Raw genomic sequence first — 25,208 nt, forward strand, 5'->3', positions numbered from 1 at the left:
GTGTCGGGGCGTACCCCCAGCTGCCGGCGGCAGAGGCGCGGCTGGCGCTGCCGACGGCGGTGAGCCCGGCGGGCGCTGGGGTGCCGGCGCAGCGCGCGGCGCCGGTCGACCCGGCCACGGAGCTGGAGCTGGCCCGGCGGATGGCCGACGAGGCCGACCGGCACGGGCACCAGGCGGAGCTGCTGGCCCAGCGTCCGGCGCTGCTGCCGACGTGGTCGCCGCTGGCCCGGGCCGTCGCCGTCTACGCCGGGTGCGGGGCGGCGGCCGGGGTGCTCATGTTGACGCTGGTGCTCGCCTCCGGGATCGGCCTGGTCGACGGGTTCACGCTCGGCGCGTGGATCTGCGCGGGGTTGCCGGCGCTGGCGTTCTTCGGCGGGTACGTGGTGCTGGGCCGGTGGGGGAGGCCCGCGATGGTCGCCGGCGCCCCGCCGCGCTACCTGCCGCTGGGGTTCCTGATCTGTTTCCTGCTGGTGCCGCTGGGCTACTGCGCCTACCTGCTGCTGTTCCGCACGCTGCGCTGACCGGTCTCGCCTAATCCAGGTGGTAGGTGAGGACACCGGCGTCGCTGAACCTCTGCTCGCCGGTGCTCGAAGGGCTGAAGACGCGGCAGGCGCAGCCGTCGCCGGGCTCCTTCGCGGACGCCTCGGCGAAGTACCAGACCTGGCCCACCTGCGCCGTGAACGTCCGACTGGTCCGCGGCGGCACCTCCACCACCCGGTGCGCCGTGCAGTCTGCGTCGAAGAGCCACAGCACGTACGGCTCACTGTGTGCCGAGGCGGTGCCGCGTACCCGGTCTCCCCACCGGCCCGTTGGGATGTCGCGTTGGAAGTACGCCACCGCCTCCTGGCCCTTGGTCCGCTCGATGCAGGCCCGGGCCAGCTGTGCCGCGGAGGCGACTGTCGGACTGGGGGCAGGCGCCGCCGAGGAGGACGACCGCGGGCCCGACCTGTCGCCGGTGACGATGACCAGGAGGGCGGCGATGACGACGAGACCGCCGGACAGCCCGATGACCACGCGCCGGCGTCGTGTCTTCTCAGGTGTCATGTCCCGTCGCTCCCTCAGCTACCGGCCGGGCAGGCGACGTGGTCAGCCCTCTGTCCTAGTGCTGACGGCAGAGTCTACGGCGCTTTCCGCCGCGGCATCGTCCCCGAAATCCGCCCCGGCGTACCGCTGCTCGGCCCTCCTGGCGAGGTCGTTCCTCTCGTCACGGCTCGTGAACCGCACCCTGCGCCGTGGAGTTGGCGGCGGCCGCCAGCACGCCGTCTCGTTCGCTGTCGGTGAGACCCTCGTCTTCGAGCAGGCCGAGCAGCAGCACCGTTCGCGCGACCGTCGCCGCCGCGCCGTCCGGCACGGGTGGGCGCTCGCCGAGGGCCGCCCAGACCAGCGCCTCGGCCAGCACCGGGTCGACGTCGCACCCGGTGACGTCGTAGCGTTCTCGCGCGGACGCCACGAACCGGATCACCGGGGCCCGATCCTGCCCGGCCACGAACCGCCGCCGCACCGCCACCAGCAGCGCCCCGGCCAGCAGATCGGCATATCGCAGCCAGTCCGCCTCGGTGAACCCGCGCAGCCGCCGTTCGTGACCGCGCAGCCGCCCAGTCAGGAGCCCACGGAGCGCGGCATGGGGGTCGGTCATCGTCGTCTCCCGATCATTTCTTGTCGGCGTCGCCCGATGACGAGAGCGCGCGCCACGTGACAGCCGCGGGCGATCTCCTCGGTGCTGGCGCAGTCGGGTTCGTGGGGTGTGGACGCTGCCGCCGGCTCGCTGGTCAGCGCCACGGGCTCGCTGGTCAGCGCCGCCAGTGAGCGGTCGATGCGGCAGCCGCCGACCGCGAGCCGGGTGGCGACCAGGTCCAACCGGGTGATGGCCGTCGCGAAGTGTCGGGCCGCGACCGCGTCCGCCACGATTCCGGTACGCCGCAGCCGGTCCTCGGTCGCACCCAACCGCCAGCGGACACGGGCGGCCAGCGCGGCGGCCCGGTCCGCGTCGACGCGTGCGGCCCGCAGGGCGGCGAGCAGTTCGCCGGCCGAGCTTTGCTGCATCCCTCCGGCGGGCCGGCCTGCCTCCCGATCCGCGGCCAAGCCGGCGTAGACCAGGCTCAACGCCCGCCAGCACTCGGTGACCGCGTCCTGCCAGGGCAGCCGTCGCCCGGGCGGCCCCGCCCCGTGCAACTGCGCACTGGCGCGGTCGGCGGCGGCGATCGTCGCCAACCAGGCGTCGCGCAGGTCGTCCACAGTGTCGACGGTCATTCGCCCGCCTCCGCCGTGGACTTGACCAGGAGAGCGAAGCGCACCTCGCTGCAGGGGTAGTCCGCACCGCACCCGCAGACCCAACGGCATACCACGCGGGGAGGATGGGCGAACAGGGTGTCGTCGGCGTCCTCTACATCCTGATCGGACACGAGCCGGTGGCGTTGTTCGGGTACGGGGTCGCTCGGGTGTTCGTCGGGTCGATCGGGCATCGAGGGCTCCCGTCGGTAGGTCTCCTTGCTCAGGCTCTTGCGTCGGGGCGGCGTGCGGGCATGCCCCGGCACGCCCGGCCGGACGGGGGGACCGGCCGACCGGGCGCTCTCTGCGCGGTGGGGAAGAAACCAACTCCTCGGGTGCTGACCAGGGAGCCGGTCAGTTCGGAGCCTAGGATAACAAGCTATCGCAGTCAAGCTATCACTTGCGATAACAAGGTGAAGAGTGGTCGAATGACGGTGCTGACCAGGGAGTACCGCCATGCCACCAAGCCCCAAGTGGGTTGAGCTTGCCGAGCACATCCGCAAGCAGATCGCCTCGGGCGAGTTGTCGCCCGGCGACAAGCTGCCGTCAACCGCCCAGCTCTGCCAGATTCACGGCGTCTCCGCGATCGTCGTGCGGAACGCGATGCTCACCCTGAAGGCGGAGGGACTCGTCGTCGGCGTGCCTGGCGTCGGCGTTTACATCGCCGAGCGCTGAGGACACGGGATCCCAGGTTGCCCGTTGAGATCTTGGAAGGAAATGGCCCTGGAGGGGCCGAAATCTTCCAAGATCTACCGTCTCGCCGTAGCGGATACACGATCACGCGGTCGCGCTGGGTGCCCGGATCTCGTACGCTCCCATGTGGTCTCCGCCGGTGCGGTGGTGGAGGCGATGGTCGACCACGGGGAGGGTGCGCGTGAGCGCAGCACAGATCATCGCGAGGTTGGCGGCGGCGTCGCAGAAGCTCGACGAGGCGAAGGCCAAGACCGCAGCGGCAGCGCAGGACGCGGCCGAGGCGCGAGCGCTCGTCGCCGGGGCGCTGGAAGGTGTGGCGGCCGGCCCGTTGATCGGCATGATCGACGCGTACCGGCAGGCTCTCGCGCAGGCGGCCCAGGGTGGCGAGCCTGCCAAGCAACACGTCCAGGAGACGATCGCCAAGGTCCGAGCGCTGGGAAACTGAGCACGGGTGGTGGTAGCACAGCCAGCCATCCACCCAGGCGAGGCAACATTGCGTTGCGACCAGCGGTTCCAGCGATCGAATCCGTGCCCACCGATCGACAAGTCAGGCGCGAGACGCGTAGCCGAGAGGAACGTGAGGCTCCGCCGCCTGCAAGGCGCAGGCACGTCAGCCCGGAGGCAATTGCCGTCGGCGGGTCAGCGGCGGCGACGGCATGGGCAACCGTTGCGGAGTTCCTGCCGGCTATTCCGAAGGCTGTAGCCGGTGTGGTTCTTGGGGCTGTGGCGACCTGGGGATCCCTCAAGGCTTACAAGGCGAGATCGCAAAACAGCGGAGGTCCAGTTGAAGATCGATGAGCGTGTGGAGCAACTCGTCCGAGACACTCTGCACTGGGCCGTCAAGCGGCAGCCGGTCGAGTTTGACGAGGCACTGAAGGGCTTCTCCGACGTCTCAACACGGCGGTCGGCCATGGAGCTGCTCGTCGCCATCTCGGCCTTCGTCGCGGTTGATATGTGTGGCGGCAAGCCATCTCCTCGGCAGATCCAGGAGTTGGCCACAGAGGTCGCCGAGGCGGAGAGCTGGAGCTCGGCGACTGCGCAGGAAGTCGAGGCCTTTCTCAACACGATCCTGGCAGGCCGCCCGCTGTCGGGTGTCTTGCCCGCTGGCAGTGCCGTGATCCTCGCCTTCGTTGTGGCCGCAAGCCTCCTGTCCTCAGGGCCGAAGAGTGAGGGGGAGTGGTGGTTCAACTACCTGGACAAGGTGGAGGCGGCGATCGAAGCGGCGGCGTGACGAGCCTCCGACAGACGGACACTGACGCCGCAGGTATTCGGAGAGCGTCGGTCCTCATCACCACTCGGTCCCGAGTCAACCGGCCGACGCTCGCGAACATCAATCGATCGCTGTATGCCCCGTAGACGTCCGCTCGATGACGACGACCGGGATTTCGCGGTCGGTGTCCTTCTGGTAGCGGTCGTACGTCGGGAAGACCTCTGTCATCACCGACCACAGCCGGGCGCGCTCCTCGGCCGTGGCGGTGCGCGCCCTTCCGGGGAACCGCTCGCCACCGACCTGGATCTCGACGGTCGGATCGGCGCTCAGGTTCAGATACCAGGCCGGATGCTGGGCCGAGCCCCCGTTGGACGCCACCAGCAGATGGTTGTCACCGTCGCGCCCGTAGATCAGCGCGGTGCGGCGCAGCTTGCCGGACCGGCGGCCTCTGGTGGTGAGCAGCAGCGCGGGGTAGCCGTGGTACGTGCCGCCGTCCGCGCCGTCGCTGTCCACGTACCGCTGAATGTGCTTGGCGACCCAGCCGACCGGGCTGTCCTCGATCGGCTCGTGCTGCTCCTGCGTGGTCACGCCATCGCCTCCGTCGCCGAGCTCGATCGGGTGTCCCGGACGCATCGATCATAAGCGGATCTCGTCATGGGTCGACCGATGGCGGCCGGACCGAACACGGTGGAGAGCGATATACCTGTGGGTCATAGATATGACTCACAGGTATATCGCTCTCAGGGAACTGCGCCACCATTCGGTGGGACGAGCCGTCGTATTCGCGCAGGGCAATGGTCAGCCACGCGAGCGCGGCAGGCAGCACTTCTTGTACTTGGCGCCCGAGCCGCACCAGCAGGCGTCGTTGCGGCCGGGTGGCCAGGCGGTCACGCCGGCCTCGTCGAGGCTGTCGGCGTACTCGTCGAGGGTTTCCTCGTCGATGGGGTCGTCGCCGGCGAAGGCCGCCAGGCCCTCGACGGTGCCGGCGACCACGCCCAGGTCCGCGCCGCCCAGGCCGGAGGCCTCGGCGAGGGCGCGTTCGATCTGGGCACGGTGTTCGTCCCAGGTGGACGGGTAGCTGCCGACGAGCGCCGGCCAGCGCACGAGCAGGGCGTCGAACTCGGCCTGCGGCCAGTACAGCAGCGTCGCCGGGCCGTCGTCGAGCGCGTCGAGGGCGTGGTTGCTCGCGGCGCGCAGCCGGTCGGCGAGGTTGTCGTACTCGTCGTGGGGTTCGCCCAGCTCCTCGCGCAGGTCGTGCCGCCGCTGAACCAGGCCGTAGATCATGGCGGCGGCCTCGTCCTGCGCGTCCTCGGACTCGTGCTGCTGGGTCCGGGTCCGCTCCAGGATCGCGTCCAACGCGCCGGTGAGCCACTCCAGCGCCGTCTCGGCGTGGCCGGACTCGGCCAGCTCGTCAATGAGGTACGTGGCGTCGGGGTTGGTCTCCAGCAGCGGACGCAGCTCGGCCAGCTCGGCCAGGCCCTCGTCGGAACGGCCGAGGCGCAGCAGCAGGCCGCCGCGCACCGCCCGGGCGTACACGTCCTCGTCGGGTTGTTCGGCGATGGCGCGGGTGGCCAGGGTCAGCGCGTCGGCCAGGTCACCGGCTTGCTCCAGGATGTCCGCGGCGACGAGCAGCGCGTACCCGGTGTCGTCCGGGTCGGCGACCCGTCCCTCGTCCACGGCGCCCACCAGCTCGGCGACCAGGGCCGCCGGGTCCGGGCTTCCGGATCCCAGGGAACCGATCTCCTCGATCCGCTCGGTGGTCAGCAGTTCGGACATGGTCACATCCTGGAGAGACGACAGATGGTGGACGGGGAGCGGCCAGCGTACTCCCGGACATGCCGCAGCCCGGGCGGCGAACCGCCCGGGCTGTGACACGGACCCTCAGCGGGTCGCGGGCATGGTGGCGAACTCGCCGGCTAGCTCGGACTCGACGATCGTCGAGGTGGACGGCCGGCGACCGGCCGACGCCCGCCGGGCGGACGGGACGGCGAGGGCCGCGAGGGCGGCCGCCAGGGCGATCGCGGTGAGGACGAGAAACCCGGTCGTGAAGCCGGCCTCCCGGGGCAGGCCGCTGGCCTGCGGGTGGGCGGTGATCACGCCGCTGACCACGGCGGCGCCGATCGTGCCGCCGATGGTGCGGATGTTGGCGTTCATGCCGGTCGCCACGCCGGTCTGGCTGGCCGGCACACTGCCGACGATCAGGTTGGCCATCGACGCGAAGGCCAGGCCGATGCCGAGGCCTACCAGACCACCGGCGACGGCGACCTCCCAGCGGGTGTCGTGCGCGGCGGCCAGCATGCCGGAGGCGGCCACGTTGAACGCGGCGCCGGTGGCGAGCTGCGCCTTGGCGCTGAAGACTGCCTGGAGTCGCCCGGCGACCAGGCCGGCGACGAACATCGCGACGAGCATCGGCAGCATGAGCAGGCCGGCCTGGCTGATGCTGGCGCCGAACCCGTAGCCGGCGGACGTGGGGGTCTGCACGAACTGCGGGAGGAACGCGTACACCGAGAACATCGACGCGCCGTAGAGCAGGGCGACCAGGTTGGTGGTCCAGACGCCGGGCAGGCGCATCATCCGCATGTCGATCAGCGGGTTGGCCGAGCGCACCTCGGCGATCAGCCAGCCGACGAGCAGCACCACGGCGAGCGCCAGCAGGCCCAGCACCCGGGCGGAGGTCCAGCCCCAGGCCGCGCCCTGGCTGATCGGGAGCAGCAGCGCGACCAGCCAGCCGGAGAGCAGCACTGTGGCGCGCCAGTCGATCCGGCCGGGCGTGCGCACCGGCGACTCGGGGATGAACAGGTGCGCGGCGACGGCGGTCAGCCCGACCACGACCATGGGGATCCAGAACAGCCACCGGTAGTCGAGCGCGGTGACGATCGGGCCGGCGAGCACGACGCCCAGGCCACCGCCGGCGGCGACGATCGCCGAGATGGCGGCGACGGCGCTGGAGACCCGCGCGGCGGGGAACTCGTCGCGGATGATGCCGAACGACAGCGGGAACACCGCGCCACCGATGCCCTGCACGACCCGGGCGACGATGAGGACGCCGATGGTCGGCGCGATGGCGGCCAGCAGGCAGCCGAGGGCGAGCGCGGCGAGCGAGACGACGAGCATCCGCTCCTTGCCGACCATGTCGCCGACGCGGCCGAGGATCGGCGTGAAGATCGACGCGGAGAGCAGGTAGGCGGTGAGCACCCAGGTCACGGTGTTCTGGGAGGTGTGCAGGTCCTGCTGGATGGTCGGCAGCACCGGAGTGATCAGCGACTGGAGCATCGCGAAGAACCCGGCGCCGGCCGCGAGCACGGTGAAGGTGAGCCGACGCGAGCTGCGTCGGGAGGTCACTGACACGAGAAAGAACTCCTGATGACGGTACGGAAGGAGGTTTGTCGCCCTGCCGTCTGCGGCGGGCGGGATGTCGGGTCCGGGCGATCGGGTGGCCAGGCGGATCGGGCGGGTCCCGAGGTAAGCTAACCGGAGGGTTCCCTCCGGCATTTCCGGAGGGGTGCCTCCACTAAGCTAGCGGAGGGGTGCCTCCGGATGCAACCAGGATGAGGTGACGCACGTCATGACCAGCGCGGGGCAGACGCCCGAGGTCTTCGCGCGCCGGCCCAAGCGAGCCGACGCCCGGCGCAACTACGACGCACTGGTCGTCGCGGCTCGTGACGCGTTCGCCGAGAACGGCGCCGCCGCCTCCCTGGAGGACGTGGCCCGACGGGCCGGAGTCGGCATCGGCACGCTCTACCGCAACTTCCCGACCCGGCGGCACCTCTTCGAGGCGGTCTACGTCGGGGAGGTCCGGGCGCTGAGCAGCTCCGCCGCCGACCTGGCCGAGCTGCCCCCGTGGGACGCGCTTGTCGCGTGGCTGCACCGCTTCGTCGCGTACGTCGCCACCAAGAGGGCGCTCGCCGAGCAGTTGCTGCACGACTCGGAGATCTTCCAGAGCTGCCGTACGGAGATCTACGCCGCTGGCGAGCCGTTGATGCGCCGCGCGCAGGCCGCCGGCGTGGTGCGCGACGACATCGTGTTCGACGACGTGGTGCGGCTGATCAGTGGCCTTACCATGGCGCAGTTCCCCTCACCCGAGCAGCGCGACCGGGTGCTCGGCGTGGCCCTCGACGGGCTGCGCCCCACGACCGCCGCCCGCTGACCGCTCAACCGTCGACGAGCAGCAGCCACTCGTCGTCGAGCCGCTTCACGACAGTGCCCGTCGGCCAGCGGTGACCGAGATCGACCACCGCCCGCGCCTGCTCGACCTGGGGTCGCCGGCTGAAGTGGACGTCGCGGAAGCTGGCCATGCTGTGGAAGCGGGCCCGGCCGAAGTTCGCGGCGTCGGTGAAGCGGGCGTCGTCGAACAGCGCCTCCGCGCCGAACACCGTCCAGCGGAACAGCGCCATGCTCGTGAAGCGGACGGAGCGGAAGCTGGCCGACCCGCCGAACTCGGTGTGCTCCATGGACAGGGCGCCGAGGAACTCGGCCTCCCGGAACGAGGCGGCCTCCTCGAACCGGGTCGCGTCGAAGCTGGTCGGCTGGCCGAAGGTCGCCCGACGAAATGAGGTCGGGCCGGCGAAGCTGGACCGCCGGCAGGACAGGCCGTCGAACGCGGCCCCCTCGAAGCTGGCCGACCCGGCGAACCGCGCCCCGTCCAGCACGACCTCCCCGTCGGCGTCGAGGCCGTCGAAGACCACGTCACCGACGACCGCCGCCCCGAACAGCATCGCCCCCCGCGCCGTCGCGCCCGCGAAGCTGGTCGCGCCGGTGAACACCGCACGCCTGAAGTCCGCGTCGACAAGCGTGCAACCGGCCGCGTCGAAGTCGACGAGCGCGGCGCCGGTCAGGTCCAGCACGACGCCCGGCCAGTGGTCCGCGTCGTCCGCGCGCAGGTGCCGGGTCAGGACCCGCTGCGCGGTGCGCCGGACCTCCGTCTCGCGCGGCTCGTCGTCCGGCGCCGGCATCCGCAGGTACGCGCAGAGCACCGCCACGATCGTCGGCCGCTGCGCCGGATTGTCCTGGCCGAGGCGTTGCAGGGCGTGCAGCCCGCCGAGGCGTACGGCCGCGCTGTCGTTGCCGAGCAGTTCGACCGCGCGGGTGTACAGCTCGGTGAGCCGGCGTTCGGCGGCGTCGTGTTCGGCCGCCCGGGACTGCCGGTCCTGGTGGTGCTGCGCGGCCTCGGCCACCGACTCGGCGTGCGCCTGCACCCGGTCGCGGTGGGCCTGGTCGCGGGCGGCGACGCTCTCCTGGTGTAGCTGCGCGCGTTCGGCGATCCACTGGCGGCGGGCGGCCAGCAGCAGCGCCAGTCCACCGCCGGTTCCGGCGACGACGGTCAGCCCGGTGCGGATCGCGTCGATGCGCAGTGTGGCGCGGGTGTCCGGCTGGCCGGCCCGGTCGGCCTCGGTGAGCAGCAGGTCCAGCACCAGCCAGCCCAGGGCGACGGCGGCCAGCAGGCCGACCAGGACCAGCCACCACGGCATCACCCGCAGTTGACGTTCGGGGGGTTCGTCCGCGGCCACGGCCACAGCATGCCAGCCGGTGGCTCCGTCCGATATGGAGCGAGGCGTTATGCCTGTTTGCACCCCCGCCGGAACAACGGGTTACCGGCGCGTAACAAGTCATTGACGTTTCCAAATTGTTGCGGGCATCATCGTCGCACGGTCGACCGGACACCCCCACCCACCTGCCCGGTTCGCCGGGCGCCTCCCCCCGGAGGTGCAGCCATGCTGCTCCGAAAGACCGCCCTCGCCCTGGCCCTGGCCACCGCCGCCGTCCTCGTGACCACCACGCCGGCGGTGGCCGCCCCCGCCCCCGTGGCGGCAGCCGCCGCAAACCCCGTCATCGTGGTCGGCGGGCTCAGCGGCGTCGCCATCGCGTACGAGCCGATCGCCGCCCGACTGCGCGGCGACGGCTACCGCACCTTCATCTACCAACTGCCCGGCCTCGGCCTCGGCGACATCCCGGCCTCCGCCCGCGCGTTCGCCGGCTTCGTCGAGCAGGTACGGGCCAGCACCGGGGCGTCCACCGTGGATGTCGTCGCCCACTCCGAAGGCGGCCTGGTCAGCCGCTACTACATCAAACGGCTCGGCGGCACCGCCACCATCGGCCGGTACGTCAGCCTCGGCACCCCGCAGTACGGCACCTACGTGGCGAACATCGTGGCGTTCCTGGGCCTCGGCAGCTGCGCCGGCATCGTGGCCTGCCAGCAGATGACCATCGGTTCGGCGTTCCTCGCCGACCTCAACGACGGCGACGACACACCGGGCGCGGTGCGGTACACCACCATCCGCACCCTCCAGGACGAGCTGGTCCGACCCACCGGGAACGCCGCCGTGAACGACGGGGCGACGAACGTGCTGATCCAGGCGTACTGCCCGCTGCGGGTCGTCGGGCACCTCGGCCTGGTGCTCGACGGCACCGCGTACACAATCGTGCGCGGCGCCCTGGTCGACGGCCCGGTGCGACCCAACTGCGTCGCGCTCTGACCCGGCCCGCGCGGGCGGTCCCCGGGACGGGGGCCGCCCGCGCGGCTTCGACGGCGAGTGGCGACGTTCCGGCGAAACGGTCTGGCAGACATCGGATCACCTCGATAACCTGCTCCGGCCGTCCATTCGGGACAGACAGGTGACCGTCCACGAGGAGCAGCGCGCATGACCGAGCCGCCGGAGGGCACGCCGCCGACCGTTCCGCAGCTCGACATCCGGGCCGCCGAGCCGCCGACGGCCGACCCGCCGCAGCCCACCGGCGGGTTCGCCGACCGGCCACCCGGCTATCCCAACGCGCTCATCTGGCTGCGCGCCGGGATCCTGCGGGACTGGCGGGGCGTGCTCGGGGCCTTCGTGGCCACCTGGTTCTACCTGCCGGTCGCGCTGCTGCTGGCCGTCTGGGGCGGCTGGCCCCGGTGCTCAAACCGGCGGCGGTCGAGGCGGTCGAGGCCCGGGTGCGCGCCTGGTTGGACGAGTGCGCCAAGCAGACAGTCGCCGCTCCCCAGGGCTGCCCGTTCCGCTACTACGGCGGCTCCGCGCAGAAGGTCACCTGGAAGATCCTGGAGTACCCGAAGCTCGTCGTCGAGCTGACCGGCCCGACCACCGCCCAGGTCGGCACCCCCTACGAGACCCAGGGCAAGGTGCAGGTCAGCGGCACCACCACGTACTTCGGCGCCAGCTCACCGTTCACCGAGGAGGACGGGTTCACCGTCGCGGGCGTCGTCACCGCCGACGGGGACACCATCGCCTTCCGACCCACCGCCAACTGACCGGGAGAGACCGTGACCGACAGTGACGCCGCCCGGCTGCCCGTGCGGCTGACCATCAACCCCCGGCAGCGGCACCAGCCGCCGGTCGCCCTGCTCGACTGGATCCACCGCAGCCCGGAGTACCGGCCCGTGGTCCGCCAGGCCGGCGGCGGCGGCGGGGGACGGCCGGGCTTCAGCGACGCGGTGATCATCGCGGTGCTCGCCCAGGGGCTGCTTCCGGGCCTGTTCAACCTGTTGCAGTCGTGGGTCGACCAGCAGCGCACCGAGGCCAGCATCCGGATCCAGGCCGGGGACGCCGAGGTGGAACTCCAGGTGACCGGGCGCACCGACTCCGCCCGCCTGCTGGCCCAGGCCACCGAGGCGCTGCGGGCGGCCCGGGAGTCCGGGTCGGACACCGCCGGCTGAACCGACGACGTCCGACCCGGCGGCGGGTCAGCTCGCCTTGGCGAGCGCCTCGAACTCGTCGTCGGTGAGCCGTACGTCGGCCGCGGCCACGTTCTCCTCCAGGTGCGCCACCGAGGACGTGCCCGGGATCGGCAGCATCACCGGCGAGCGGCGCAGCAGCCAGGCCAGCGCCAACTGCGCGGGCGTGGCGCCGTGCCCGGTGGAGATCGCGTCCAGCGGGCCGCCCGGACGGGCCAGCTCGCCTGTCGCGATCGGGAACCACGGGATGAACGCCAGGTCGTTGCGCTCGCAGTACTCCAGCACGTCCTCGGCGCTGCGGTTGGCGAGGTTGTACAGGTTCTGAACCGAGACGATCTCGGTGATCGCCCGAGCCTGCTCGATCTGCTCCACGCTCACCTCGGACAGCCCGATGTGCCGGATCTTGCCCTCCTCGCGCAGCAAGGCCAGCTCGCCCAGCTGGTCGGCGAGCGGCACCTGCGGGTCGATCCGGTGCAACTGGTACAGCGGGATGCTGTCCAGGCCCAGGTGGCGCAGGCTCAGCTCACACTGCTGGCGCAGGTACTCCGGCCGGCCCAGGGGCCGCCAGTCAGCCGGCCCGGAGCGGCTCAGCCCGGCCTTGGTCGCGATGACCAGGTCGTCGGCGTACGGGTGCAGGGCCTCACGGATCAGCAGCTCGGAGACGAACGGCCCGTACGAGTCGGCGGTGTCGATGAACGTCACGCCCAGCTCGACCGCCCGGCGCAGCACCCGCAGCGCCTCGGCCGGGTCCTTCGGGTCGCCCCAGACACCCGGGCCGGTGAGCTGCATCGCGCCGTAGCCGAGCCGGTTGACCGGAATGTCGCCGCCGATCGAGTACGTGCCGGACGCCTTCGCGGGCTGCTTGCTGATGTCGGTCGCCATACGCGGTTCCCCAATCGTGTCGTCGCGGCGGGAGGCCAGCCACCCGCCGCCCAGCTGATGATCCCCCGAATCGCGCCGCCATATCCCAGGGATCCTGTGGGAGGGAACACGCCGGCTGTCCGGAATCCGCATCTTCCTGCCCCTGGCATGCCACCTGTCCGGTCTGCTACCCCTGAACCAGGCCGGTCGGGGAGGCGCGATGTGGCGACGGTTCAGGTCCGACCCGGTACGACGTCTGCGGGAGCGGCTGGACCGCTTCGCGGCCACCCTGAGCCCCCGTGAGGTGCTCGACTCCGGCGCGATCCGCGACGCCGAGATCGTCATGGAGTTGGTGACCGGCACGCCGACGGACGGGCCGCTGCCGGAGCAGGTCGCCGAGGGCATGGTCCTGCTCGCCTGCCTGCACTCGTACCGCTACCAGCTGCTGCCCCCGGGTGAGGACGCCGACGACCTCGCGCGGGCCGTCCAGCTCACCGAGTTCCTCCTGCGCTTCGCCCCGCACCGCGTTCCGCCGTCGCTGCTGGCCGTCCTGGGCCTCGCACACCCGGGCGGCGCCCGCGTCCCGAGCCCCCGGCCAGCGGACGACACGGCCGGCGCCCGGTACGTGGAGGCGGTCATGCTGATGGGCGCGGCGGAGGCAAGCCACGACTACCGGGCCGCCGACCGGGCCGAGACGCTGCTGCGGCAGGCGGTCACCGGCACCCCGCCCGACGCGCCGGAGCGCCTGCACTACCTGTCCGCCCTCGGCAAGGTGCACCGCGACCAGTTCCAGCACCTCGGCCGCAGGCGCGCCCTGCCGGCCGCGATCGACGCGCACCGGGAGAGCCTGGAGTCCACCCCGGCCGGGGACCGGGAACGGCCGGCGCGACTGTTCAACCTCGGCAACGTCCTCGGCGACAGGTACGACACCGAGAACGACCCGGCCGACCTGGACGAGGCGATCATCCTGCTGCGCGAGGCCGCCCGGACCGCCGGCGCGACCGCTCCGGTGGGGGCCATGGCACGCGCCAACCTCGGGCAGCGCCTGCGCGACCGGTGGCGGCTGCTCAGGCGGCCCGGCGACCTCGACGAGGCGGTCGACGCCCTCTCCGCGGCCCGCGACAGTGGCGATCCCCGGATGGCCGCGCTGCACGGCACGGCCCTCGCCGAACGGTTCCTGCGCGACCGCGCCGACCGGGACCGGGACGCCGCGATCGACGCGTACCGGTCGGCGTTGACCGGGTTCGGCGGGCTCGCCCCGGATCTGGCGGGCACCGCGCAGGCCGGGCTCGCCGCCCTGCTCGCCGAGCGGCACCAGGCCGACGCCGCCCCGGCCGACCTCGACGCCGCCATCGAGGCGTACCGGGTGGTGGGCGCCGTCGGGTCGACCCACGGCGGACCGGACCGCGCCGACGCCCGGCAGGCCCTGGCCGGCCTGCTGGTCACCCGGTACGAGCAGCGCCGGCGCGTCGACGACATCACCGAGGCGGTGCGATTGGTGCGCGACGCCGTCGCCGCCGAGCGGGACCCGGCCGGGCGGGCCCGGCGGCTCGCCGACCTCGGCTACACGCTCGCCAGGGGACAGGCCGACCTGGGCGGGGTGGACGCGCTGCGGGCCGCCCGCGACGCGCTCACCGAGGCCGGGTCGCTGCTGCCCCGCGCCGACCCGCTGCGCCATCAGGTGCTCAACAACCTCGGCAACACGCTACGGGAACTCAGTGACCTCGCCGGGGAGCCGGCATTGCTGGAGCCGGCGGCCGTGGCGCTGCGGGAGGCGGTGGCCGCCGCCGCGCCGGCCGCCGCCCTGCTGCCGCGCTACCGCTCGAACCTGGGCCTGGTGTTGCAGTCCCTGTTCGCCTCCACGCAGGACCTGGCGACCCTCACCGAGGCCATCGGGGTGCTGGCCCAGGCGGCCGAGGCCGCGCCACCGGGGCACCCGGACCGGATGCTGGCGCTCACCAACTACGGCTCCGCGCTGAACCGCCGTGTCGAACTCGCCGTCGAGGGTGCGCTGCCCGCCGGCGGGGAACCGGGGGACCGGGTCGCGGCAGGCGTCGCCCGGGACTCCGACGCCGCGATCACCGCCCTGCGCGAGGCTGCCGACCTGGCCGAGCGGGAAGCCGAACCGGTCGAGTACGTCCAGACGCTGGCCACCCTCGCCCTGGCCCACCTGCTGCGGCACCGACTGCGCGACGACCCGGCGGCACTGGACGAGGCGATCGGCCTGCTTCAGCGGTTGGACGGGCTGCCGTCGGCCGACGTGGACCGGCACCGGATCCGCACCAACCTCGGCAACGCCCTGCTGCTGCGCTTCCGCGCGGAACGCGCCGACGCCGACGGGGTACGCGCCGACGGCGAGGCCATGCTGGCCGCGTACCGGGGGGCGGTCGACGCGCTGGCCGCCGACCATCCCGCCCGCGCCATGTGCCTGAGCAACCTCGCTACCGCTCTGGAGGCGGTCGCCGGGTCCGCCGAGTCGGCCGAGGCGACCGAGGCGCTGCGCGCCGCCGCGCAGGTGGAGGCCGCGCCGTCGCTGCTGCGCGCCAGGGCGGCCAGCCGGTACGCCGCACACGCCGAGGCGGCCGGGGACCTGCCCGCGGCGCTCGACGGGTACGCCACCGCGATCGAGCTGATCGACCTGGTGGCCTGGCACGGCATGGACCCCGACGACCAGGCCCGCCTGCTCGGGCTGTTTCCCGGTCTGGCCAGCGACGCGGCGGCGGTCGCCATCGCCCTGGACCGGCCGCGGCGGGCGGTCGAGTTGCTGGAGTACGGCCGGGGCGTCCTGCTGGCCCGGGCCCACGACGCGGGCGCCGACCTGGCCGCGCTCCGCGCGCAGGCCCCCCGGCTGGCCGCCCGGCTCGCCGAACTCCAGGCCACCCTCGACGATTTCGCCGTACCGCCGGCCGCATCGATGTCACCGGTCGGTCCGCCCGGGCCGGCCCCGGAACGGCGCTACGACCTCGCCGTACGCCGGCGTGAGGTGCTGGCCGAGATCCGCGAGCGACCCGGGTTCGCCGACTTTCTGCGCCCGCCGCCGTTCGCCGCGCTGGCCGAGGCCGCCGTCGGTGGTCCCGTGGTGCTGGTCAACGTGGCCGCCCGGCGCTGCGACGCGCTTGTCGTCGCCGACGGCCGGGTCGAACTGGTGCCGCTGCCCGGGCTGACCCTGACCGAGCTGGTCAGCCGGACGGCCGGATTCCTCACCGCGATCGCGGTGCTCACCGGTCCGGCCCAGCCGGACGCCGCGGAGCCACAGACGCAGCGCCGCCGGGCCGCGGCCCGCGGCGAGGTCGGCGACACGCTTGACTGGCTGTGGCGGGCCGTCGCCGCCCCGGTGCTCGACGCCGCCCTGCCCACCGCAGCGTCGTCCGAGCCGGACTGGCCCCGGCTGTGGTGGTGCCCCACCGGGCTGCTCACCCTGCTGCCGTTGCACGCGGCCGGCCCACTCGACGGCGGCGACGGGGTCCTGGACCGGGTGGTGCCGTCGTACACGGCCTCGCTGCGCGCGTTGGCGCACGCCCGCCGTGGCGTACCCGCCCGAGCCGAACCGGTCGACTCGGCGCTGGTGGTCGGCATGCCGCAGACCCCGGGCCTTGCCGACCTGCCCGGCGTCGGGCGGGAGGAGGAGATCGTCCGCCGGCACCTGCCCCGGGTCCGTTCGCTGCTCGGCCCGGCGGCCACCCCGGCGGCGGTGCTGGCCGCACTCCCCGGCCAGCCGGTCGCCCATCTGTCCTGTCACGGCACCCAGGACCTGCGCGCCCCGGCCTGGGGACACCTCGCGCTGGCCGGCGGCGCGCTGCACGTACGGGACCTGTGGCGACCCGCCCACAACCCGGCCGCGCTCGCCGTCCTGTCCGCCTGCGAGACGGTACGCGGCGGCGCGGCCCTGCCCGACGAGGCGCTCACCCTCGGCACCGCGTTCCAGCTCGCCGGGTTCCGGCACGTCATCGGCGCGCTCTGGTCCATCTCGGACGCGTTGACGGCCCAGCTCTGCGCCGACGTGTACGACGGCCTGGCGGTGCCCGGCGGGGTCGCGCCCGACCGGGCGGCGGCGGCCCTGCACCAGGCGGTCCGCCGGCTCCGCGCCGCCCTGCCCGGGCTACCCGACACGTGGGCCGGCTACGCGCACCTCGGGCCGTGACGGCCCCTGCGTCAGGAACCCGGCGCGTACCAGGTCACGCCCACGGCGGCGACCAGCAGCGCGGTGCAGAGCAGCACCAGCCACACCCCGGCCCGCAGGAACCGCACCGCCGCCAGGGCCTCCAGATGGTCGCCGAGCGGAGCCGGCGGAAGGTCCGCCACCGGGGTCACCGTCAACCGGCCGTGCGCCGCGCGCAGCAGCGCCAACGCCCCGCCCACACCGGCGGTCAGCGCGGCGAGCAGCAGGACACCGACAAGCGCCCCCCAGCCCGACGCGAGCGTGCTGACGTCGGTGCGACCCCGGATCAGGCTGAACCCGACCAGCGCCACCAGCAGCCCGCCGAGACCGTTGCGCCAGGCCACCGCCGCCGCGCGGACCCGCTCCAGCTCGCCCCGCAGCAGGCCGGCCACCTGCTGGGCGCGGTGCAGGTCGGCGACGGTCGCGGGCGGCCCCGGACGTAACCGGATCATGCCTCGACCTCCAGCCGCAACGTCCAGTGCGCGCCGCACCCGCGCAACCCGGCCGGCCGGGCCGGATGGTCGGCCTCGCACTCGCAGAGCACCGTCCGGTAGTCGGCATCCGGAACCGCAGCCGGGGAGTCCCGCCGGTACAACGCGTCCACCAGCATGCTTGTGGTCGGGTGGTCACAGCGGGGGCACCGCCCGCTGAGCTGCACCGCGAACTCGAACTGCCGCACCGTGAAGTCGGCCGCGGCCCGCACCGCGTACGCCTCGTCGGTCACCTCGGCGTACGGCAGCACGCCCGCCACCGGCTCGTCGTCGCCCATCCGACCTCCCCTGCGCGCGCCCGCCCGGATCGTCCACCGTAGTCGGTCGGGGCACCGGGCCGGCGGGATCGATCCTCGGCAACCCGGGCAGCGCCGCCCCGACCGGGGCCAGTTGCGCCGAGCGACAGGTACGGCCCGCAGCGGCGTGCGACGCTGGGCGCGTGCCGGCGACACCGGCCGGTACGTGCCGACGCGACGGCGGAGGGAGCACCCATGGCGGGAGTGCCGCAACTCAACTTCGCGCTCGACACGTACGAGTGCATCGTGATCTATCCCGGCGCGGCCGGACGGGCCCTGCCGGCGGAGACCGTGCAGCGGTTGCAGGCCGAGCACACCGAGCACATGCAGGCGTTGCAGCGGCGCGGCATCATCCTGGTCGCCGGTTCGGTGGACGGTCCGGCCCGCAACCCGGACCCGCCGATCGGCTTCGGGCTGGCCCGCACCGGCAGCGTCGACGACGTCCGCAGCGTCCTGGAAGCCGATCCGGCCGTGCAGGCCGGGCTGTACCGGGTGGACGTGCTGACGTTCCTCTGCCCGGCCGGTTCGCTGGAGTTCCCGCTGGTCAAGACCGAGAGCTGACCTGGCGTTCCAGCGATGGCTGTCGTGATGGTGACGGCGTCCGGCCGCCCGCCGGTGTTACGGTCGCGCCCTGCGCGGGCCGCCGGGGCGTACCCGGCGCCACCGGTCGGCCCCGGTCGAGGAGTCGCCGTGATCTCCGCCGCCCGCCCCGATGTCGCGTCGGCCACCGCCCGGCTGCACGCCCTGCTCGGTGACCGGCTGCACGAGCCGGCCGATCCCGCGTTCGACGCCACCACCCGACTGTGGAACGGCGCCGTGGACCGCTCTCCCGCGCTTGTCGCCCAGTGCCTGGACGCCGACGAGGTCGCCGACGTGCTCCGCGTCGCCGCCCGGTGTCACCTGCCGGTGTCGGTCCGCTCCGGCGGCCACGACTGGGCCGGCCGGGCGCTGCGCGACGGCGGCGTGGTGCTCGACGTGACCGGTCTGCGCGCCGTCCGCGTCGACCCGGACGCGGCCACGGTCACCATCGGCGGGGGAGTCACGGCCGCCGGGCTGCTCGCCGCCGCCCGCCCGTACGACCTGGTGGTGCCCACCGGAACGGTCGGGGACGTGGGCATGGCCGGGTTGACCCTGGCCGGCGGGTACGGCCCGCTGTGCGGCCGGTTCGGCCTCTCCCTGGACAGTCTGCTCGGCGCGGAGGTCGTGCTCGCCGACGGTCGCCGGGTCACCGCCGACCCCCACCACGACGCCGAGCTGTACTGGGCGCTGCGCGGTGGCGGCGGCAACCTCGGGGTGGTCACCGAGCTGCGCTTCCGCGCCCACCGGCTGCCCGCCGTGCTGGCCGGCATGATCATGTTCGCCTTGGCCGAGGGGCCCGCCGTGCTGCGCGGCTACGGTGCGCTGCTCGCCGAGGCGCCCGACGAGCTGACCGTGATGGCCGGTTTCCTGCCCGGTCCGGCCGGCGAGCCGGTGATCTTCGTCTGCCCGTTCTACAGCGGCCCGGACCTGGCCGCCGGGCAGCCGTGGATGGACCGGCTGCGAGCCCTGGGCACGCCGCTGGTCGACCAGATCACCCCCATGCCGTACGCGGACGCGCTGCGGATGTTCGACGGCGGGATGGTCGACGGCAACCACTACCTGCTGCGGACCCGCTGGCTGCCGGCGCTCACCGACGGCGCGGTCGACACGCTCGTCGACGCGGCCCGGCAGGTCAGCTCGCCGTACTCCGCGGTGGCGCTGCACCACTTCCACGGCGCGGCCACCCGGGTCGGGCTCGCCGACACCGCGTTCGGCCTGCGCGCCGAGCACGTCCTGACCGAGATCATCGCGGTCTGGGCGCCGGGGGAGCAGGCCGACCCGCACCGGGACTGGGCCGAGCGCACCTCCGCGGCCCTCGCCCCGCTCGCCCTGCCCGGCGGCTACCCGAACCTGCTCGGTCCGGCCGAGACCGACCGGGTCCGGCTGGCGTACGGCCCGAACTGGGCGCGGCTGCGCCACGCCAAGCGGCGGTACGACCCCCGCGACCTGCTCACCGCGGTACCCACCCTGCCCCCGTCGGGGCCCGAAACGTGACAGGTCCTCGGAGCACCCCGAGTGCCGGCGCCGGCGGAGGCGTACGATTCCCGGCGCGCGGTCGCCGTTGCCCGTCGCCACAACGTTCCCGGTGCGGTTCCGCCCGCCGGCCCGACGCGCACCGCGCGTCGTTGGACACCTGTTCCGCTGCCTGCAAGGGGTCGGCCACGAGTCCGACCCGAAGGAGAGACTAGCCTGATGGGCGTGACACGCCGCGCGAAGATCGTCTGCACTCTTGGTCCCGCCACCTCGTCCCCGGAGCGCATCCGGGGTCTCGTCGAGGCCGGCATGAACGTGGCGAGGCTCAACTTCAGCCACGGCAGCCACGCCGACCACGAGGCGGTCTACCGACTGGTCCGGGAGGCGTCCGAGGCGGCCGGCAAGCCGGTGGCCGTCCTCGCCGACCTGCAGGGTCCCAAGATCCGGCTCGGCCGGTTCGCCGACGGCCCGCACGAGTGGCGTACCGGCGACTCGGTCGTGATCACCGGCGACGACATCGTCGGCACCAAGGAGCGGGTCTCCTGCACGTACCGCAAGCTGCCGCAGGAGGTGAGGCCCGGTGACCGGCTGCTGATCGACGACGGCCGCGTCGCCGTCGAGGTCACCGACGTCACCGGCAACGACATCCGCTGCCTGGTCACCGAGGGCGGCCCGGTCTCCAACAACAAGGGTGTCTCGCTGCCCAACGTGGCCGTCAGCGTGCCGGCCATGTCGGACAAGGACGCCGAGGACCTGCGCTTCTCCCTCGGGCTCGGGGTCGACCTGGTCGCCCTGTCCTTCGTCCGCTCGGCCGAGGACATCAAGCTCGTGCACGGCATCATGGCCGAGGAGGGCGTGTTCCGTCCGGTACTGGCCAAGGTCGAGAAGCCGGAGGCGGTGGAACACCTCGAGGCCATCGTGCTGGCCTTCGACGGCGTCATGGTCGCCCGCGGCGACCTCGGTGTCGAGATGCCGCTGGACCAGGTCCCGCTGGTGCAGAAGCGCGCCGTGCAGCTGTGCCGGGAGAACGCCAAGCCCGTCATCGTGGCCACCCAGATGCTCGACTCCATGATCGAGAACTCCCGCCCCACCCGCGCGGAGGCCTCCGACGTGGCCAACGCGGTGCTCGACGGCGCGGACGCGGTGATGCTCTCCGGCGAGACGAGCGTCGGCAAGTATCCGGTGCTGACCGTCAGCACCATGGCCAAGATCATCACGACCACCGAGTCCGGTTCGATCGGTGTGCCCCGGTTGCAGCACGACCCGCGTACGCACGGCGGCGCGCTCACCGTGGCCGCCTCGTCGATCGCCCGGGCCATCAACGCCAAGGCGCTTGTCGCCTTCTCGCAGACCGGCGACACCGTCCGGCGGCTCTCCCGGCTGCACTGCGACCTGCCGCTGCTGGCCTTCACCCCGGTCCCCGAGGTGCGCGACCAGCTCGCCCTCACCTGGGGCGTGGAGACCTTCCTGATGCCGTTCGTGCAGCACACCGACGACATGTTCCGCCAGGTCGACCAGGCGCTGCTCGGCCTCAACCGGGCCAACCCGGGCGACTACGTGGTGATCGTGGCGGGCAGCCCGCCCGGCACCCCCGGCTCGACCAACACGCTGCGCGTACACCAGCTGGGCTCGCTGGTCGACGCGGCGTCGGCGCGGGCGCTGCAGTGAGCGACGGCCAGGTCGCGGTCGGCCAGGCGGCGGTTGACCAGCTGCTGGAGGTACTCGACCTCGACGCGACCGGGGCGATGACGTTCCGGGGGATGAGCCCCCGGGTCGGCCCGCAGCGGGTGTTCGGCGGCCAGGTGGCCGGTCAGGCCCTGGTCGCCGCCGGCCGTACGGTCGACCCGGAGCGGTTCGTGCACTCCCTGCACGGCTACTTCGTCCGCCCCGGCGACCCGGCCGAACCCATCGCCTACGAGGTGGAGAACATCCGCGACGGTCGCTCCTTCTCGGTGCGCCGCGCGGTCGCCCTCCAGCACGACAAGCCGATCTTCTTCATGTCGGCGTCGTTCCAGCGGGCCGAGGAGGGGCTGGACCACCAGGCGCCGGCGCCGCTCGACGTGCCCGCCCCGCAGGACGTGCCGACGATGAGCGACCGGCTGGCCCGTTACCCGGAGCGCCTGGGCATCTGGGGCCAGATTCCCCGGCCGATCGACGTGCGTTACGTCGGTGAGCCCGGCTGGGTCCGCCCGGGGGACCGGCCGGCCGACCCGCACCAGCGGGTGTGGATGCGCATCGACGGCAAACTGCCCGACGACCCGCTGCTGCACGCCTGCGCCCTCACCTACGCGTCGGACCTCACCCTGCTGGACTCGGTGCTCTCCGTGCACGGCGAGGTGTGGGGGCCGGGCGGGGTCGTCGGCGCCAGCCTCGACCACGCGCTCTGGTTCCACCGTCCGTTCCGCGCCGACGAATGGTTCCTCTACGACTGCTGGAGCCCCTCGGCGTCCGGGGCACGAGGGCTGGCCACCGGCAGGATGTTCACCACCGACGGCCGGCAGATCGCCAGCGCCGTGCAGGAGGGTCTGCTGCGCCGCGTCGGCGCCTGAGACCGTCCGTCGTCCCCGCCAGGCGCACACCTGCGCTCCTGGCGGGGATACGCGTCTCACGCCTGGTGGATGGCCTCGCCGGCGATCTCGATCTGCACGGTCCTGCCGACCAGCACCCCACCGCTTTCCAGCGCGACATTCCAGAGCAGGCCGTAGTCCTCACGGTTGATTTCCGCCGTCGCGCTGAATCCGAAGATGTTCTGCCCGTACGGATCCCGGCGCGCGCCACCGAAGTTCACCTGAAGGTCGACCGACCGCGTAATTCCCTTCACAGTCAGCTCGCCGGTGAGGACGAATCGTCCGGACTGCGAGTCGGGCCGCGGCGGGGAAATGTGACTTCTGCCTCGTCCGCCGAGTCGGTGACTCCGCAATCGCGCCCATTGGAAGATGGGGTCCTCGTTGCGCTTCCATTCAACACCCGTGCTTCGATATTCGAGGGTCGGAAAGCGTTCCACATCGAGGAAGTCGGCGCTCTTCAGATGCGTGTCCCGGTCGACGCTGCCGGTGGTGATGCTCGGGGCCTCGACGGTCGCGGTCACGGACGAGAGCAGCGGATCCTCCGCCACGAATATCTGCGCGCTCGCCTCGGCGAACTCGCCACGCACCGGGCTCACCATCATGTGCCGGGACAGGAAACCGATCCGCTTGTGCGCCTGGTCGAGACGATAGGTGCCGGCGGCCGGGATGGTCATGCCATCCCAGGTGCGTGTGGCGACATCGGTCATCGTGTTGCCTTCCCCCCGACGTGATCCAGGTGCTTATCAATATGCTTTCGGAGGCCGCCCCAACGATTTGTCAGTCGTACTCCCCGCCCAGCATAAGGTCGCTTCATCGCGGCTTTTCGGGCCCCACCTGACGATGGATCGAGACGTACCCGGCCGCTGGCTGGATGATCGGTTGAGGGCCGCTCGTCCGGCCGGTCGGCCACCGGGCTAACCTTGCCGACATGCGCCTTTCCGCCCGGGTCGACTACGCCCTCCGCGCGGCCGCGGAACTCGCCGCGACGGCCAGCGGCCCCGGGCGCGGCCGGCCGGTCACGGCCGACCAGATCGCCCGAGCCCAGGAGATCCCGCCGAAGTTCCTGGAGAGCATCCTGCTCCAGCTGCGCCGGGGCGGCATCGTGCACGCCCAGCGCGGCCCGGAGGGCGGCTACTGGCTCGCCCGCCCGGCCGAGGAGATCTCCCTCGCCGAGGTGATCCGCGTGATCGACGGCCCTCTCGCCCACGTCCGCGGGCAGCGCCCGGAACAGCTCGGCTACCACGGCCCGGCCCGCGCCCTCCAGGAGGTCTGGATCGCCCTGCGGGCCAGCGAGCGGGAGATCCTGGAGCTGGTCACCGTCGCCGACGTGGCCGCCGGCACACTGCCCGCCCGGGTCACCGAGTTGGCCGCCGACCCGCGCGCCTGGATCTGACCGACCCCTCACCATCTCGGCCTGTGCCGCGTTTCGGCCAGCACTGCCGTCGGCTGGCGTCCCATCCACCGATCAGGGGCTTGACCCTGGCAGCCCCGTGCCGCATTGTCGACCAAGTCGATAGGAGATATCGAAAAGTCAGGGGGCGCTCGTGCGCAAGCTGCTGGTTCTCGCACTGGTCGGGCTCGTCGCGCAACTGATCGACGGTTCGCTCGGCATGGCGTACGGGCTGACCTCGTCCACCCTGCTGCTGGTCGCCGGCGTCGCCCCCGCCGCCGCCTCGGCCTCGGTGCACCTGGCGGAGATCGGCACCACCCTCGCCGCAGGCGTGGCCCACTGGCGTTTCGGCAACGTCGACTGGCGCGTGGTGAGCCGCATCGCGATCCCCGGCGCGATCGGCGCGTTCGCCGGCGCCACAGTGCTCAGCTCGATCTCCACCGAGTCCGCCGCCCCGTGGATGGCCGGCATCCTGTTCACCCTCGGCGCGTACCTGCTGGTCCGCTTCGCCCGTCCACTGCGTACCGACCGCGTCGGCGGGCGGCTGCGCGGCCGGTTCCTCAGTCCACTCGGCCTGGTCGCCGGGTTCGTCGACGCCACCGGCGGCGGAGGCTGGGGTCCCGTCGCCACCCCGGCGCTGCTCGTCTCCGGCCGCCTGGAGCCGCGCAAGGTGATCGGCTCGGTGGACACCGCCGAGTTCGTGGTCGCCGGCGCCGCGAGCATCGGTTTCCTGATCGGGCTCGGCGCCGAGGGATTCCTCCTGCCCACCGTCGCCGCGCTGTTGATCGGCGGGCTCATCGCCGCCCCGCTGGCCGCCTGGCTGGTGCGCATCGTGCCGGCGCAACTGCTCGGCGCGGCGGTCGGCGGCGTGATCGTGCTGACCAACGCCCGCACCCTGATCCGGTCCGCCGAACTGGACGGCCCGGTCCGCCCCACGCTGTACGCCCTCCTGGCCGCCGGCTGGCTGGCGGCGCTCGTGCTGGCCGTGCGAGCGCTACGCCGTACCCGCCAGGCCCGCGCCACCGCCGCCGAGGCCGCGACCGCTGGCTCCGCCGTCGCGCCCGCCGAGGCCCTCCCTGTCGCGCCCGTCGGGTCACCCGCCGTCCCGGCCGATCTCGCCGCGACGGGTACGTCAAACCCACGCTGAACCCCACCCGCCGGCCCGACCCGGTGCCGTCCGTCGGGCCTGGACCGGCGAGCGCGCCCGGCCTGGCGCGCCCGGCCTGGCGCGCCCGGCCTGGCGTGGCCGGCCTGGCGTGGCCATGATCGGCCCCGGCCCTGCTTGGCCAAGATCGCGCTCGATCCTGGATGTAGTGCCCTCCTTGCGTCTCAAGGCCACTACATCCAGGATCGAGCGCGATCATGACCGGCGAGGGGGTTAGGAGCCTGCCTTGCGTCATTGCACACCCTCAAGATCCCCACAACTTCGGGGAAAGTGTTGCCTCCGGCGCGCCTGAGGCAGCAACTTCGGGGATGTTGTGCGGATCTTGCCGCGGCGAGCGGCGAGCGGCGAGCGGCGAGCGGCGAGCGGCGAGCGGCGAGCGGGGGGTGGGGC

At 72.9% G+C, this 25,208-nt stretch carries 26 protein-coding genes; 15 read left to right on the forward strand and 11 right to left on the reverse strand.

Features of this window, described 5'->3' with window-relative positions; genetic code table 11:
• A partial coding sequence (locus FHG89_RS26535; protein WP_244295879.1) for a hypothetical protein occupies window positions 1-521 on the forward strand: 521 nt, incomplete at its 5' end.
• 10 nt (window positions 522-531) lie between these two features.
• Here the strand turns inward: FHG89_RS26535 and FHG89_RS26540 are convergent.
• The 3 genes from FHG89_RS26540 to FHG89_RS26550 all read right to left on the reverse strand — a co-directional run bounded on the left by FHG89_RS26540 (window position 532) and on the right by FHG89_RS26550 (window position 2,250).
• The gene (locus FHG89_RS26540) at window positions 532-1,044 is read right to left on the reverse strand and encodes a hypothetical protein (protein ID WP_139587139.1); all 513 of its coding nucleotides are present in this window, start codon (window positions 1,042-1,044) and stop codon (window positions 532-534) included.
• A 160-nt stretch (window positions 1,045-1,204) separates the two neighbouring features.
• A complete protein-coding gene (locus FHG89_RS26545; protein WP_139587140.1) occupies window positions 1,205-1,636 on the reverse strand; it encodes a hypothetical protein in 432 nt (143 codons plus the stop codon).
• Window positions 1,633-2,250, reverse strand: a complete 618-nt coding sequence (locus FHG89_RS26550) for a hypothetical protein (RefSeq protein WP_139587141.1) — start codon at window positions 2,248-2,250, stop codon at window positions 1,633-1,635. The genes FHG89_RS26545 and FHG89_RS26550 overlap by 4 nt, the downstream gene beginning before the upstream one ends.
• Window positions 2,251-2,724: 474 nt before the next feature.
• On the opposite strand from FHG89_RS26550, the gene FHG89_RS26555 reads away from it, so the two are divergent.
• From FHG89_RS26555 to FHG89_RS26565, 3 genes are all read left to right on the forward strand, one after another.
• Window positions 2,725-2,943, forward strand: coding sequence for a winged helix-turn-helix domain-containing protein (locus FHG89_RS26555; protein WP_139587142.1), 219 nt, complete (start codon window positions 2,725-2,727; stop codon window positions 2,941-2,943).
• A gap of 199 nt (window positions 2,944-3,142) precedes the next feature.
• Entirely contained in the window at window positions 3,143-3,406 is a 264-nt protein-coding gene (locus FHG89_RS26560; RefSeq protein ID WP_139587143.1) for a DUF6244 family protein, read from the forward strand.
• A 339-nt stretch (window positions 3,407-3,745) separates the two neighbouring features.
• Window positions 3,746-4,192 carry a hypothetical protein gene (locus tag FHG89_RS26565; protein WP_139587144.1) on the forward strand — a complete coding sequence of 149 codons (447 nt, stop codon included), beginning with the start codon at window positions 3,746-3,748 and terminating at the stop codon, window positions 4,190-4,192.
• A 99-nt stretch (window positions 4,193-4,291) separates the two neighbouring features.
• Here FHG89_RS26565 and FHG89_RS26570 read toward each other — a convergent pair whose 3' ends face one another.
• The 3 genes from FHG89_RS26570 to FHG89_RS26580 form a co-directional block, all read right to left on the reverse strand.
• Entirely contained in the window at window positions 4,292-4,759 is a 468-nt protein-coding gene (locus FHG89_RS26570; protein ID WP_244295881.1) for a nitroreductase family deazaflavin-dependent oxidoreductase, read from the reverse strand.
• Window positions 4,760-4,969: 210 nt separating this feature from the next.
• Window positions 4,970-5,947, reverse strand: a complete 978-nt coding sequence (locus FHG89_RS26575; RefSeq protein ID WP_139587146.1) for an SEC-C domain-containing protein — start codon at window positions 5,945-5,947, stop codon at window positions 4,970-4,972.
• Between the two features lie 105 nt (window positions 5,948-6,052).
• Window positions 6,053-7,519, reverse strand: coding sequence for an MFS transporter (locus FHG89_RS26580; RefSeq protein ID WP_139587147.1), 1,467 nt, complete (start codon window positions 7,517-7,519; stop codon window positions 6,053-6,055).
• Between the two features lie 217 nt (window positions 7,520-7,736).
• On the opposite strand from FHG89_RS26580, the gene FHG89_RS26585 reads away from it, so the two are divergent.
• The gene (locus FHG89_RS26585) at window positions 7,737-8,318 is read left to right on the forward strand and encodes a TetR/AcrR family transcriptional regulator (protein ID WP_208761121.1); all 582 of its coding nucleotides are present in this window, start codon (window positions 7,737-7,739) and stop codon (window positions 8,316-8,318) included.
• A 4-nt stretch (window positions 8,319-8,322) separates the two neighbouring features.
• On the opposite strand, the gene FHG89_RS26590 is transcribed toward FHG89_RS26585, so the two are convergent.
• Window positions 8,323-9,678 carry a pentapeptide repeat-containing protein gene (locus FHG89_RS26590; protein WP_139587149.1) on the reverse strand — a complete coding sequence of 452 codons (1,356 nt, stop codon included), beginning with the start codon at window positions 9,676-9,678 and terminating at the stop codon, window positions 8,323-8,325.
• Window positions 9,679-9,882: 204 nt separating this feature from the next.
• On the opposite strand from FHG89_RS26590, the gene FHG89_RS26595 reads away from it, so the two are divergent.
• The 3 genes from FHG89_RS26595 to FHG89_RS26605 all read left to right on the forward strand — a co-directional run bounded on the left by FHG89_RS26595 (window position 9,883) and on the right by FHG89_RS26605 (window position 11,819).
• The gene (locus FHG89_RS26595) at window positions 9,883-10,644 is read left to right on the forward strand and encodes a lipase family alpha/beta hydrolase (RefSeq protein WP_139587150.1); all 762 of its coding nucleotides are present in this window, start codon (window positions 9,883-9,885) and stop codon (window positions 10,642-10,644) included.
• Window positions 10,645-11,060: 416 nt separating this feature from the next.
• Window positions 11,061-11,414, forward strand: coding sequence for a hypothetical protein (locus tag FHG89_RS26600; protein WP_139587151.1), 354 nt, complete (start codon window positions 11,061-11,063; stop codon window positions 11,412-11,414).
• 12 nt (window positions 11,415-11,426) lie between these two features.
• Window positions 11,427-11,819: an effector-associated constant component EACC1 gene (locus FHG89_RS26605; RefSeq protein ID WP_139587152.1), complete on the forward strand. Its 393-nt coding sequence runs from the start codon at window positions 11,427-11,429 to the stop codon at window positions 11,817-11,819.
• A gap of 27 nt (window positions 11,820-11,846) precedes the next feature.
• Here the strand turns inward: FHG89_RS26605 and FHG89_RS26610 are convergent, their stop codons facing one another.
• Window positions 11,847-12,719, reverse strand: coding sequence for an aldo/keto reductase (locus FHG89_RS26610; protein ID WP_139587153.1), 873 nt, complete (start codon window positions 12,717-12,719; stop codon window positions 11,847-11,849).
• Window positions 12,720-12,918: 199 nt separating this feature from the next.
• Here FHG89_RS26610 and FHG89_RS26615 point away from each other — a divergent pair, with 199 nt between their 5' ends.
• The gene (locus FHG89_RS26615; RefSeq protein WP_139587154.1) at window positions 12,919-16,839 is read left to right on the forward strand and encodes a CHAT domain-containing protein; all 3,921 of its coding nucleotides are present in this window, start codon (window positions 12,919-12,921) and stop codon (window positions 16,837-16,839) included.
• Between the two features lie 11 nt (window positions 16,840-16,850).
• Here FHG89_RS26615 and FHG89_RS26620 read toward each other — a convergent pair whose 3' ends face one another.
• The gene (locus FHG89_RS26620; RefSeq protein WP_139587155.1) at window positions 16,851-17,309 is read right to left on the reverse strand and encodes a hypothetical protein; all 459 of its coding nucleotides are present in this window, start codon (window positions 17,307-17,309) and stop codon (window positions 16,851-16,853) included.
• Entirely contained in the window at window positions 17,306-17,626 is a 321-nt protein-coding gene (locus FHG89_RS26625; protein WP_139587156.1) for a hypothetical protein, read from the reverse strand. Before FHG89_RS26625 ends, FHG89_RS26620 begins: the two co-directional genes overlap by 4 nt.
• Window positions 17,627-17,839: 213 nt before the next feature.
• On the opposite strand from FHG89_RS26625, the gene FHG89_RS26630 reads away from it, so the two are divergent.
• The 4 genes from FHG89_RS26630 to FHG89_RS26645 all read left to right on the forward strand — a co-directional run bounded on the left by FHG89_RS26630 (window position 17,840) and on the right by FHG89_RS26645 (window position 22,245).
• A complete protein-coding gene (locus FHG89_RS26630; RefSeq protein ID WP_139587157.1) occupies window positions 17,840-18,205 on the forward strand; it encodes a YciI family protein in 366 nt (121 codons plus the stop codon).
• A gap of 129 nt (window positions 18,206-18,334) precedes the next feature.
• Window positions 18,335-19,717 carry an FAD-binding oxidoreductase gene (locus tag FHG89_RS26635; RefSeq protein WP_167517533.1) on the forward strand — a complete coding sequence of 461 codons (1,383 nt, stop codon included), beginning with the start codon at window positions 18,335-18,337 and terminating at the stop codon, window positions 19,715-19,717.
• 198 nt (window positions 19,718-19,915) lie between these two features.
• Window positions 19,916-21,364 (forward strand): pyruvate kinase, encoded by a 1,449-nt coding sequence (pyk, locus tag FHG89_RS26640; RefSeq protein WP_139587159.1) that lies wholly within the window; start codon window positions 19,916-19,918, stop codon window positions 21,362-21,364.
• Window positions 21,361-22,245, forward strand: coding sequence for an acyl-CoA thioesterase (locus tag FHG89_RS26645; protein ID WP_139587160.1), 885 nt, complete (start codon window positions 21,361-21,363; stop codon window positions 22,243-22,245). Before pyk ends, FHG89_RS26645 begins: the two co-directional genes overlap by 4 nt.
• A gap of 56 nt (window positions 22,246-22,301) precedes the next feature.
• Here FHG89_RS26645 and FHG89_RS26650 read toward each other — a convergent pair whose 3' ends face one another.
• Window positions 22,302-22,970 (reverse strand): YceI family protein, encoded by a 669-nt coding sequence (locus FHG89_RS26650; RefSeq protein ID WP_139587161.1) that lies wholly within the window; start codon window positions 22,968-22,970, stop codon window positions 22,302-22,304.
• A 221-nt stretch (window positions 22,971-23,191) separates the two neighbouring features.
• On the opposite strand from FHG89_RS26650, the gene FHG89_RS26655 reads away from it, so the two are divergent.
• Together FHG89_RS26655 and FHG89_RS26660 are read left to right on the forward strand one after the other, a co-directional pair.
• Window positions 23,192-23,656: an RrF2 family transcriptional regulator gene (locus FHG89_RS26655; protein WP_139587162.1), complete on the forward strand. Its 465-nt coding sequence runs from the start codon at window positions 23,192-23,194 to the stop codon at window positions 23,654-23,656.
• 151 nt (window positions 23,657-23,807) lie between these two features.
• Window positions 23,808-24,800, forward strand: a complete 993-nt coding sequence (locus tag FHG89_RS26660; RefSeq protein ID WP_139587163.1) for a sulfite exporter TauE/SafE family protein — start codon at window positions 23,808-23,810, stop codon at window positions 24,798-24,800.
• Window positions 24,801-25,208: the final 408 nt, after the last annotated feature.

Source organism: Micromonospora orduensis, from assembly GCF_006228125.1.
GTDB classification, from domain to species: Bacteria; Actinomycetota; Actinomycetes; order Mycobacteriales; family Micromonosporaceae; genus Micromonospora; species Micromonospora orduensis.